Annotated in this window: 9 protein-coding genes; all 9 read left to right on the top strand. The window is 63.1% G+C overall.

All coding sequences use genetic code 11. The features are described 5' to 3' along the window. A partial coding sequence (locus tag J7J55_08200) for a gliding motility-associated C-terminal domain-containing protein (protein ID MCD6142675.1) occupies positions 1–1,868 on the top strand: 1,868 nt, incomplete at its 5' end. A gap of 84 nt (positions 1,869–1,952) precedes the next feature. Further along, on the top strand, positions 1,953–2,903 hold the full coding sequence (locus J7J55_08195) for a hypothetical protein (protein ID MCD6142674.1): 951 nt from the start codon (positions 1,953–1,955) through the stop codon (positions 2,901–2,903). Positions 2,904–3,008: 105 nt separating this feature from the next. Then, entirely contained in the window at positions 3,009–4,547 is a 1,539-nt protein-coding gene (locus J7J55_08190) for an NAD(P)H-hydrate dehydratase (GenBank protein ID MCD6142673.1), read from the top strand. Then, a complete protein-coding gene (locus tag J7J55_08185) occupies positions 4,540–5,307 on the top strand; it encodes a TatD family hydrolase (GenBank protein MCD6142672.1) in 768 nt (255 codons plus the stop codon). The genes J7J55_08190 and J7J55_08185 overlap by 8 nt, the downstream gene beginning before the upstream one ends. Positions 5,308–5,413: 106 nt before the next feature. Continuing rightward, positions 5,414–7,117, top strand: a complete 1,704-nt coding sequence (gene polX / locus J7J55_08180; protein ID MCD6142671.1) for a DNA polymerase/3'-5' exonuclease PolX — start codon at positions 5,414–5,416, stop codon at positions 7,115–7,117. Between the two features lie 90 nt (positions 7,118–7,207). After that, on the top strand, positions 7,208–7,609 hold the full coding sequence (locus J7J55_08175) for a hypothetical protein (protein MCD6142670.1): 402 nt from the start codon (positions 7,208–7,210) through the stop codon (positions 7,607–7,609). Positions 7,610–7,795: 186 nt separating this feature from the next. After that, positions 7,796–8,905, top strand: coding sequence for a saccharopine dehydrogenase NADP-binding domain-containing protein (locus J7J55_08170; protein MCD6142669.1), 1,110 nt, complete (start codon positions 7,796–7,798; stop codon positions 8,903–8,905). Beyond that, the gene (locus J7J55_08165) at positions 8,902–9,570 is read left to right on the top strand and encodes an HAD family hydrolase (GenBank protein ID MCD6142668.1); all 669 of its coding nucleotides are present in this window, start codon (positions 8,902–8,904) and stop codon (positions 9,568–9,570) included. The genes J7J55_08170 and J7J55_08165 overlap by 4 nt, the downstream gene beginning before the upstream one ends. A 31-nt stretch (positions 9,571–9,601) precedes the next feature. After that, on the top strand, positions 9,602–10,843 hold the full coding sequence (locus tag J7J55_08160; protein MCD6142667.1) for an alkaline phosphatase family protein: 1,242 nt from the start codon (positions 9,602–9,604) through the stop codon (positions 10,841–10,843). Positions 10,844–10,854: the final 11 nt, after the last annotated feature.

Raw genomic sequence — 10,854 nt, 5'->3', positions numbered from 1 at the left:
GTAGGGCCGTGACCAGCACGAGACAAGTTGATGGCTTGATCACGGTCTCCTTTATCGTGCAGGAGACCGGGCCGTCGACGGGTGTATTCCAGCTCAACCTGAACGACCTGCGCACCGACCTTGGGTTCAACTCCCTGAACGTGGGTGACGTGCTCGTCGCCTACTATCTCGATCCTAACGACGAGGACGACTTCCACATTGCCACGGCCTACATCGAGTCCAAGGATCACATCAGCATCACCAGCTTCACCGATGCGACGCGGGCGGAGAAGTCCGAGTACTGGATCGGGCGCGACCCGGTGTACGTCCAGGTAATCGACAGTAACGCGAACGTTGATCCGTGCTGCCCGGAGCAGGTAGTGGTACACATCTGCGACGTGCACGAGGAAGACGATTCCGAATGGGTGATCGCCGACGAGACGAGCTCCAACTCCCCGGTGTTCTTCACCAACGCCGGCATGCAGCTTCTCCCGGTGTGGGATGCGCTTGGGATTGGGCTTGCTAATTCGACTGGCGGCTATCAGCTCCAGCTCGACAACTGGAAGCTCGAGGTATTCAACGAGGACTCGGTGTACGCGCGGTACAACGACGTGACCTACACTACTGACTCGTTAACCGGGCTGGGCGACGTGAACACTGGTACTGCGTTCCCGCCGACGATTGAGGATACCCGCGTGGCCAACGACATCTCCTTCGCGCAGATGGAGATAGCGGACACGCAGGTGTACGACGGTTCGCAGGCGAACATGTACTTCCTCGACCGGCAGGGGAACCGCGTGAGCGGGTACGTCAACTCCGACTGTGTATTCGTCGAGGTTGTCGATCCTGACCAGGACGAGGACCAGTACCGCCGCGAGCGGGTCGACGGCTACTGGGACGGCGGGCAGAACGCTCCGTTCGGACCTCTGCCGTTCAATGAATGGGGTTGTGATTACGCGCGTACCCAAACCCACTCGGTGAACGCGCTGCTCGGTGACACCAACATCTTCAACGACGAGCCGGTGGACGGCGATAGCTCGCCGAAGCTGTACGTCCTCAACCCGCGCAACGGGCGCTGGGCGGCGGTCGACCTGCTCGAGACCGGGGTTGCCACCGGCGACTTCGTGTCGGTGACCTGCATCGACCTGACGAGCCAGTACAGCTGCGTACCGACGCTTGGGGTGAAGCCTGGTGACACGATCGTTGCGGTGTACCAGGATCCGTCCAACCACAGCGACTCGGCGTGGATCACGATCAAGGTCGGGATGGGCGGTGGCGGTACTCCTCCGAGCCAGGCTTCGACGACGATGTTCGTCGATGCTGACGGCAACGAGGTCACGAGCTACACCGATGCCGACAGTGTGTACGTGAAGGTGATCGATCCTTCGCACGCTGGTGCGACGAGCCTGCTCGACGCGGTTGAGATCAACGGAACCACGTTTGATCTTGCTCCGCTTGCGGGTGCGTCCAGCGACACGTTCATCACCGACGCGATCAGCCTGAGCGACATTGGTGCGGCCGCTGGCGATACGATCACCGCGACCTACACCGATCCGACCGATCCGACTGACACCAGTTCGGATGAGATCACGATCGTTGCTTCGGCGCTGAGCGTGACTGACTTCTATGCCGCGCCGAACCCGTTCAGCGACAGCGTGAGCTTCGCGTACCACGGGACCGGGATTGCGACCCAGTTCTCGGTGAGCGTGTACGACCTTGCTGGGCACCTCGTGTGGAGCGAGGAGCTGGCGAACGTCACCTCGGTCGAGTGGGACGGGACGGACTCCACTGGTGCCGCACTGGCTAACGGTGCGTACATCTACGTGGTGCAAGCGAGCGACGGGACGAACACGTTCTCTGGCAAGGGGACAGTGTTCATCAAGCGGTAGACAAGTGAGAGAGGGACCTCCGGGGGCTGTGCCCCCGGAGGGTTCCCGATCGATGAGATACCTTATAAGGGGGTATAAACGACGATGAAAAAAGTGATAGTCTTAAGTCTAGCGCTCATCGTGGTCATCTCCGCCCTCGCGTTTGCGGACGGCGTTGGAGCGTTCAGCGCGTTCAAGAGCGGGATTGGAGCGCGGGCGCTGGCCATGGGAGGCGCGTTTGTCGCCGTCGCGGACGATTCGACGGCAGCATGCTGGAACCCGGCCGGGCTGGCGCAGGTGAAGGACACCCGCATTGGTGGGATGTCGACCGACCTGTTTGGCCTGGGGTACACGCATCAGTTTGTGAATGCGATCACTGAGTTTTCCGGCTTTGGGATTGGCCTGAGCTACGAGCGGGCCGCGGTGCCGGGGACGCAGGTGGATGAGAGCGGCAACGCCGGAAATGAGTTCACGTGGAGCGAGTCGCTGTTCCTGGGGACGGTCTCCGTGGACATCGAGGGGATCGGCCTTGTTGGTGCGAACGTAAAGTACTACATGGCCGACTCCGGTCTTGGTGACAGTGCGAGCGGCTTTGGGTTCGACCTTGGGCTGCTTTTCAACCTGGGTGACATGTTCACCATCGGGGTGAGCGCGTTCGACCTGGGGAACACCCAGATTGCGTGGAGCACCGGTGCGAACGATGCAGTCACCGGGGTGTACAAGGTCGGGACAGCGGTTAAGCTGTTGGACGGCTCGTTGATCCTCGCTGGCGACTTGGATTTCGTCGGGATGGAGATGGGCGATGCCCATGTCGGGCTTGAGTACAAGCTGATCCCCGAGCTGGCGCTGCGGGGTGGAGTGCTTCTTGCCGACAACTTCAGCGAGTATTCGTTCACTGTGGGAGCCGGGCTGAACGTAGCCGGGCTGAACGTGGACGCGGCTTATCTGCTGAACGAGGATCTGGGCAATACGCTCGTTCTTTCCGCTGAGTTCTCGCTCTCCAGCCTGTTTGGTGGTGGAGAGCAGGAGCAGCAGCCGGCTCCGGCCAGTGAGTAAAAAAGACAGGTTCTAGATTTTCCCTGATGAGCGGGGGACCGATCGGTCCCCCGTTTGTCTTTTAGGGTGATTGATCAAGCACTCCTTGTTAACATTGTTGTTAGAATGAATAAAGTCTTGAAAGCAGCGCAGATAAAAACCCTCGATCGGGCGGCGGTGGCGGCCGGGATCCCGGCGGAAGCCCTGATGGAGAACGCGGGGAGTGGAGTCGCCCGCATCGTCGCACGCTACGCCCCGGGGAAGCGCGTTGTCGCCATCTGCGGCAAAGGGGGAAACGGCGGTGACGCCCTCGTCGCTGCCCGGATCCTCGTTCGCGCCGGGTTCCGGGTACGGGCGTTCACCACTGCTCCGATCGAAGACATGATCGATCCCACCCGTACTAACGCTCGCGCCCTCTCCGCCCTCGATCCCCGGGCTGTCCGTCCCCTCGCTGACGACCTGACTCCCCTGATGCGTGCTGCCGCGGCGGCGGATGTGGTGATCGACGGGTTGTTCGGGATCGGGGTCGATCGGCCGGTCACGGGACGGTATGCCGCTGTGATAGAGGCGATCAATCGGGCACCTGGGCTCCGAGTCGCGGTCGACCTCCCGAGCGGGCTCCCCTCGGACTCCGGAATTCCGATTGGGCCGGCAGTCAGAGCTGAGCTGACCGCGTGCATGGCCGCGTACAAGCCCGCTCACCTCCTCTATCCCGCGCGGGAGTACTGCGGGAGGATCGAGCTCATCCCGGTCGGGTATCCGGGAATGCTGTGGAAGGGAGTCGTCCCGATCGCTCAAGTGACGGACGAAAGCTGGGTGCGCGACCATCTTCCGGGTCGTTCACCAGCCGGGCACAAAGGGACGTTCGGGCGTGTCCTCATCGTCGCCGGATCGCTTGGGATGAGCGGTGCGGCGATCATGTCCGCCCTCGGGGCTCTCCGCGCCGGAGCGGGACTCGTCACCGTCGCCTGCCCGCGCTCGATCCTTCCGATCGTCGGGACCGCTGTACCCGAGGTGCTCACGATTCCGCTCCCGGATTCCGACGGACACCTCGCTCCTTCCGCACTGCGCCCGCTTATAGAGGCAAGTTCCCGCGTTGACGTTGTGGCGATCGGACCCGGGCTGGGGCGCGCCCCGGAGACGGGGACGCTGGTCCGCAGCTTGTTGGAGGAGATCGAAGCGCCGCTCGTGCTCGATGCCGATGGGCTTTATCCTCTTACCGCGCGGCTCGATGCGCTCGCCCCGGTCGCCGGACGCGCTGTCCTCACTCCACATCCAGGGGAGATGGCACGGCTGGTCGGACGGAGAGCGGAAGAGGTCGACACCGAGCGGATCAAGATCGCGCGTTCCTTCGCAAAGGACCATGGAGTCACTCTCCTTCTCAAGGGACGACCGACCGCGATCGGGACGCCGGAGGGTGAGGTCTTCCTCAATCCGACCGGGAACACCGGACTCGCCACTGGAGGGAGCGGGGATGTCCTCACCGGGCTTATCGCCGGGCTCATCGCCGGAGGGGTGTCCCCTGCGGACGCCGCCGTCGTAGGAGCGTACGTGCACGGCCGTGCCGCCGAGCTTTTATCCCGCGATCGGGCGGAGCGGTCGGTCATCCCCCGCGACCTGATCCAGTCCCTCCCGTACGCGTTCAAGGAGTTGGAGGATGCCTGAGTTAGAGCTGATCGATACCCACGCCCACCTCGATTCGTCTGACTATGACCATGACCGCGCCGCGGTGATCGCCCGCGCCCATGCCGCCCGGATCGGGGTGATCACGGTCGGGGTGGATGTTCCGTCAAGCGAGGCCGCAGTCCGGCTGGCGGCGCGCCACCGGAGCATCTGGGCCGGAGTGGGGATCCATCCGCATGAGGCGAAGTCATTCTCCACCGCGGTGGCAGAGCGGCTGCGTGCCCTTGCCGCGGCGGAGAAGGTCGTTGCGATCGGGGAGATCGGGCTCGATTACTACCGCGACCTCTCCCCGCGCGCAACGCAGCGTAAGGTGTTCAGCGAACAGATCGAGCTTGCGAACGAGCTCGAACTTCCGGTGATCGTGCACAACCGTGAATCGTCCACGGATATGCTCGGGATCCTGCGCAAGCATCGGCCGCGGCGCGGCGTGATCCACTCCTTCCTCGGTGATCTTGCACTGGCGCAGAAGTTCATGGAACTCGGCCTCTACCTCGGGATCGGCGGACCGCTCACCTTCCCCAAGAACGAAGTGCTGCGGGAAGCGGTCAAGGGTATCCCGCTCGACCGGATCCTCGTGGAGACGGACTGTCCCTACCTCACCCCGGTTCCCCATCGCGGCAAGCGAAACGAGCCCGTGTACGTGGAGTACGTGGTCGAAGCACTCGCGCGGATCAAGGGGATCCCGCGCGAGCAAGTCGCGGCGGCGACTACTGCGAACGCCTATCGCTTGTTCGGTCTCTGATTCTGCTGTCGCGGCGGAGCTTGTCTCTGGCGATGATGACTTCCCCGATGGGTGGCGATTATATGGGCTTGCACTGACATGATGAACTGAGGATGATTGTCCCAGGATGAAAAACAAGCTCGTCGCACGCATCCTCTACGAGATCGCGGATCTCCTCGAGCTGGAAGGAGTTCCCTTCAAGCCGCGCGCCTACCGCAGGGCGGCGCAGGCGGTGGAGTCCTGCTCCACCCCGATCGAGGATCTCGTCGCCGCAGGGAAGCTGAGTGAGCTACCCGGAGTGGGAAAGGCGATCGCGGACAAGATCGAGGAGATCGTGAAGACAGGCAAGCTGGCATATCACGAGGAGCTGAAGAAGAAGCTTCCGATCGATCTGTACTCCCTCACCCGGGTAGACGGGGTCGGCCCGAAGACGGCGAAGCTCCTGTACGAGGCGTTAGGAGTGCGCAACTTGGATGACCTCGAGCGAGCGGCACGCGCCGGGAAGATCCGGGAGATCAAGGGACTGGGGAAAAAGACCGAGGAAAAAATCCTGCGCGGTCTGGCTGAGGCACGGCGCACCGAGGCGCGGATGCCCCTTGGGCACGCCTACCCGATTGCGGACGAGCTGCGGCGGCGTCTGCGGAAGACCGGCCTGTTCACGCGGCTGGAGGTCGCTGGATCGCTGCGGCGGGGGATGGAGACGATCGGCGATCTTGACATCCTCGGGACCGCGTCCGATCCAAATGCGGCTGCGGCGGCGTTCGTCGGGCTTCCCGACGTCGAGGAAGTCATCGCCCACGGGCCGAAGAAGTCGTCGGTGCGATTGTCGAGCGGGCTGCAGGTCGACCTGCGGATCGTCCCGGAGGAATCGTTCGGAGCGGCGCTCCAGTACTTCACCGGATCCAAGGCGCATGATATCGCGTTGCGCGCTCGAGCCGTTGCCCGCGGGTGGAAGCTGAATGAATACGGACTGTTCGACGAAGGGGGAAAGGTCCTGGCCAGGAAGACCGAGGCCGAGATCTACGCGCGGCTCGGCCTTTCGTTCATTCCCCCGGAGCTGCGCGAGGATCAGGGCGAGATCGCTGCCGCGGAAGCGGGCAACCTACCCAAGCTCGTGGAACAATCCGATATCCGCGGTGATCTGCATGTCCACACCGACTGGTCCGACGGCAGGGCTCCGCTCGCAGTGATGGTCGCGGAGGCGAGAAAGCGCGGACTTTCCTACATCGCGGTCACCGACCACGCCAAGTTCTCCCAGATGATCCCCGGACTCACTCCGGACGAGATCCGCCGGCAGATCGAGGAGATCGCTCGGCTGAACGGAGAGCTCGACGGGTTTCGGATCCTCACCGGGATCGAGGCGAACATCCTTCCCGATGGCTCACTCGACCTTCCGAACGAGGTCCTGCGCGAGCTCGACATCGTGATCGCTGCCGTCCACTCCCACTTTCACCTTGATCGAGACGCGATGACCGCCCGGTTGATCCGCGCGGTGGAGAACGAGCACGTCTCCATCCTCGCTCATCCCACCGGCCGCAAGATCGGAGAGCACCCGGCGTACGATGCCGATTGGGATGAGGTCTTCCGCCATGCCGCCCAGGCCGGAACCGCTCTCGAGATAAACGCCAATCCGATCCGCCTCGACCTCAATGGAACCCTCGTCCGCCGGGCGCTCGAATTCGGAGCCCGCATTGCGATCGACACCGATGCCCACGATCCGTCCCACTTTGACTTCCTCCGCTTCGGGGTGATCACCGCCCGCCGCGGCTGGGCGGAGGCAAAAGATGTCCTCAACACGCTCCCGGCGGACGAGGTCATTGCGAGAAAGTAGCGGATGTCCATTTCCTCCTTCCCAAATAACCGTGGTGGTTGAGGTTCGTGCAGTATAGTTTGATGTGTTCGCAACCGCTAGGGGTGGAAGATGACGAACGCACGGCTGGAGCGGGAGCTTGTAATCCATACGGAGAACCGGGTCGAGTTGATCGGGGAGGTATCGCGCCTGTTCTATGACATGGGAGTGAACATCCTCGCCGTCAACCTGCGCGTTGCGGGGGAGGAGGCAACCCTGCGGTTGATCACGAATGCCCAGACCTACGCCCGCGACGCGCTCCGCCGGGCCGGCTTCTTCGTGGACGAGCGGGAGGTAGTAGTCCTCGAGCTCCCCGAGCGGGTCGGCTTCCTGGCGAAGGTGGCGGAGGCGTTGGCGCGGGAGGAGATAAAGATCTACGACCTGTACGCCACCGTCTCCACCGGTACCCGGACCGCGGCGGTCGTGTTCACCTCCTCCCATAACTCCAAGGCCGCCCTGATGTTCCAGCGCTAGCAGGTCAGTCTACAGGAGGCTGCACCAGCTTGCGCTTTCCCGCCGTCTCGCCGCGGATGTCTCCGCCGGTTGGCCTCGATTGCCCCGAAAGCGCGCTTCTTGATCGGAGCGGGGAGGATGGTAGAATCCGGAATATCAATCGATGGAGAGTGGAATATGCGAATTTTGCTGCTCGGAGCGGGGAGGATGGGCAGAGCTATCGCCTACGATCTTCTCCAGCACGAGGAGGTAACTGCGCTAATCATCGCCGATCGGGAGAGGAAGCGTGCTGAGGCGCTCGTTGAGTGGCTTGCCGACCGCCGTGCTACTGCGATGCGGCTCGACGTGAGTGCCCCCCGCGCTGCTCGCGAGGCAATGAATGGCTGTGCCGTCGCGGTGAGCGCGGTCCCGTACTTCTTCAACTTTACCCTTGCGCAGGCGGCGGTCGAGGCGCGGGTCAATTTTTGCGACCTCGGGGGAAACCCAAAGATCGTGGCCGAGGAATTCGGACTCGACGACCAGGCGAAGCAAGCAGGGGTGACGCTGATCCCTGACTGCGGGCTTGCACCCGGGCTGGTGAACGTCCTTGCCGCCGCCGCGGTCGAGGCGCTAGGTGGAATGGCGGACAGCGTACGAATCCGCGTCGGCGGGCTCCCACAGCACCCACGTCCCCCGCTCGACTACCAGATCGTCTTCTCTCCCTACGGCCTGATAAACGAGTACATGGAAGAAGCGACGATCCTCCACAATGGTGAGCCTGCCACCGTCCCTTCCCTCACCGGGCTGGAAGAGATATCGTTCCCTCCGCCGTATGAACGCCTGGAGGCGTTCCATACCGCCGGAGGAAGCTCCACCCTTCCGCTGACGATGCGCGGCCGAGTCAAGGATCTTGACTACAAGACGATCCGCTATCCCGGTCACCTGGCGAAGGTGAAGGCGATCGCCGACCTTGGGTTCTTCGATCGTGAACCCCGCGAGATCGACGGAGTGGAGGTCGTCCCGCGGGCCCTTGCGGTCCGCCTCTTTCAGGAAAAGCTCTCGTTCGACGAACCGGACGTGGTGCTACTGCGGGTGACCGCCCGCCGGGGGGAGCGCGCCGTGGGGTACGAGATGGTCGACCTGTACGACCCGCGAACCGGTCTTTCGGCGATGATGCGGACCACCGGGTTCCCAATCGCCGAGATCGCGTACATGCTCGGAGCAGGGGAGATCACCGCCCGCGGTGTCCTCCCACAGGAGGAATGCGTTCCGCACCAGGAGTTCATCGCCCGGCTCGTCTCCCACGGCCTCAAACTGGAAAGGACGGTATCGGAGTGAACAAGACGGTGATCGGATTCGACATGGACGGGGTCCTCCTCGACTCGGACGATTTCTCCCCAGGAGGGTGGATTGTCGAGGCGTTCATGCGGACACTGCGTGACTTCGGAATTCCGGAGACCGAGGAGAACGCCAAGCGCCTCTACATCTCGAACCTGCGCCGTGAGGGGGAAGAGTTCTGTGCCGAGTTCGGGATCCCGGACGTCAAGACCCTGTGGGCGCAGCGTGAACGCAACTACCTCGCCGGCAAGCTCGCTGCAATCGAGTCGGGGCGGGTGACCCTGTTCCCCGATGTCGCAGTACTGGAGGAACTGGCGCGGGAGTACCCGCTGGCGATCGTGAGCAACTCCCCGCAGGAGATTGTCGATCTGGTGGTGGACAAGTTCTCCCTCGACCGGCTGTTCCGCCTGTGGATCGGGAGAGGGCACGACTGGGACGGACTCGACTTCGTCAAGCCCGCCCCGCACCAGCTCCAGCGAATGATGAAGGAGCTCGGGGCTGACCGCGGGTACTACGTCGGCGACCAACCGGATGATGTCACCGCGGCCCGCGCGGCTGGGCTCGTCCCGATCCTGCTCGACCGCTCCGGTGCGGACGGTGATATACGAAGCCTGTACGAGCTCCCCGAGTTCATTGCCCGCCACGCTCCGCTCCCGCAGGAGTAGCCGTCTTTCCCTGGGAGGCTATAATAGGGGTATGAAAAATACAGAAAAGAAACCGATTTTCTTCGATATCCCCGCTGACGCTGTCCTCCCGGACTACGACGGCTACTCGATCGCCGCCATCCCCGGCCTGATCAGCACGGCATTCGGAGCACCAGATCCCCGCGCTGCCGCGCTGCACGCGGCGGTGGAACACGTCATCCCGGATGGGATCGAGAAGGTCGTTCTCCTTGTTCTCGACGGGGTCGGGTACGACCACTTGGAAAGGATCCTCGCCGCCCATCCCGAGCTCGCCCTCCACCGGCTGATCGATTCCGGTGCGATGCTTCCGATCACGTCGGTCTTCCCCCCGACCACGGTGAGCGCCCTCACTACCTACAGCACCGGTCTCACCCCGCAGGAGCACGGGATGGTCGGATACCGCCTCTACCTGCGGGAGACATCGACGATCACCAACATGATCCGCATGTCCGTGCTCGGGAGCGGGAAGGGGGACTCCGCTTTGGATGAAGGGATCGATCCCAAGACGTTTCTTGGGGTTTCCACCCTGTACTCCCGCCTGCGCCGGGCCGGGGTCGAGTCGCACATCCTCATCGGGAAGCACATATCCGGGAGCGGGCTTTCGTCGATCATCTACGACGGGAAGGAGAAGGTGCACGGGACGGTGACCCTGTCCGACATGCTCGTAAGCGCGCGTCGGATCCTGATGCGGACACAGGGGAAGACGTTTCTCAGTCTGTACTGGGGAGCACCGGACGGGATCGCTCACACCTACGGTCCGTGGACCGACGAGTTCACCGCCGAGCTGCGGGCGATCGATGCGGCGATCGAGCGCGAGCTCATCGGACAAGTCGAGAATACGCTTCTTATCATCAGCGCCGATCACGGGTTTGTCCCGATGCGGGAATCCGATTATCACGATCTTACCGCCATTCCTGAGCTTGAGCACGCCCTCCTCCTCCCCCCGCTCGGGGAGCCGCGCGCCTCCTACCTCTACCTGCGCGAGGGAACGCGCAAACGGGTTATGGCCGCGTTTGAAGAGCACCTCGAAGACGGGCTTGTGGTGATCGACTCCGATACCGCATTGGCGAGCGGTCTGTTCGGGGTCGGGCCGGTGCGGGAGGCAGTGCGTGACCGAATCGGTGACCTGATCGTCGTCTCCACCGGTCCGGCAGCGATCCTTCATCCGTACAAGGACGCGATCAAGTTGAAGGGGATGCACGGCGGGCTGACGCGCGACGAGATGCTCGTCCCGCTGATCGTGGCGAAACTTTAGAGGAGGTGCGA

The sequence above is a fragment of the Candidatus Bipolaricaulota bacterium genome (assembly GCA_021159055.1).
Classification (GTDB): Bacteria; Bipolaricaulota; Bipolaricaulia; order UBA7950; family UBA9294; genus S016-54.
The sequence above is the reverse complement of the archived record's forward strand: the minus strand, read 5'-3'. Positions and strand labels throughout refer to the sequence as shown.

What these genes read in the sequence shown, in the direction of transcription:
- J7J55_08195 (MCD6142674.1), top strand. Translation starts at nt 1,953, where the DNA reads ATGAAAAAAGTGATAGTCTTAAGTCTAGCGCTCATCGTGGTCATCTCC.
- J7J55_08190 (MCD6142673.1), top strand. Translation starts at nt 3,009, where the DNA reads ATGAATAAAGTCTTGAAAGCAGCGCAGATAAAAACCCTCGATCGGGCG.
- J7J55_08185 (MCD6142672.1), top strand. Translation starts at nt 4,540, where the DNA reads ATGCCTGAGTTAGAGCTGATCGATACCCACGCCCACCTCGATTCGTCT.
- polX (MCD6142671.1), top strand. Translation starts at nt 5,414, where the DNA reads ATGAAAAACAAGCTCGTCGCACGCATCCTCTACGAGATCGCGGATCTC.
- J7J55_08175 (MCD6142670.1), top strand. Translation starts at nt 7,208, where the DNA reads ATGACGAACGCACGGCTGGAGCGGGAGCTTGTAATCCATACGGAGAAC.
- J7J55_08170 (MCD6142669.1), top strand. Translation starts at nt 7,796, where the DNA reads ATGGGCAGAGCTATCGCCTACGATCTTCTCCAGCACGAGGAGGTAACT.
- J7J55_08160 (MCD6142667.1), top strand. Translation starts at nt 9,602, where the DNA reads ATGAAAAATACAGAAAAGAAACCGATTTTCTTCGATATCCCCGCTGAC.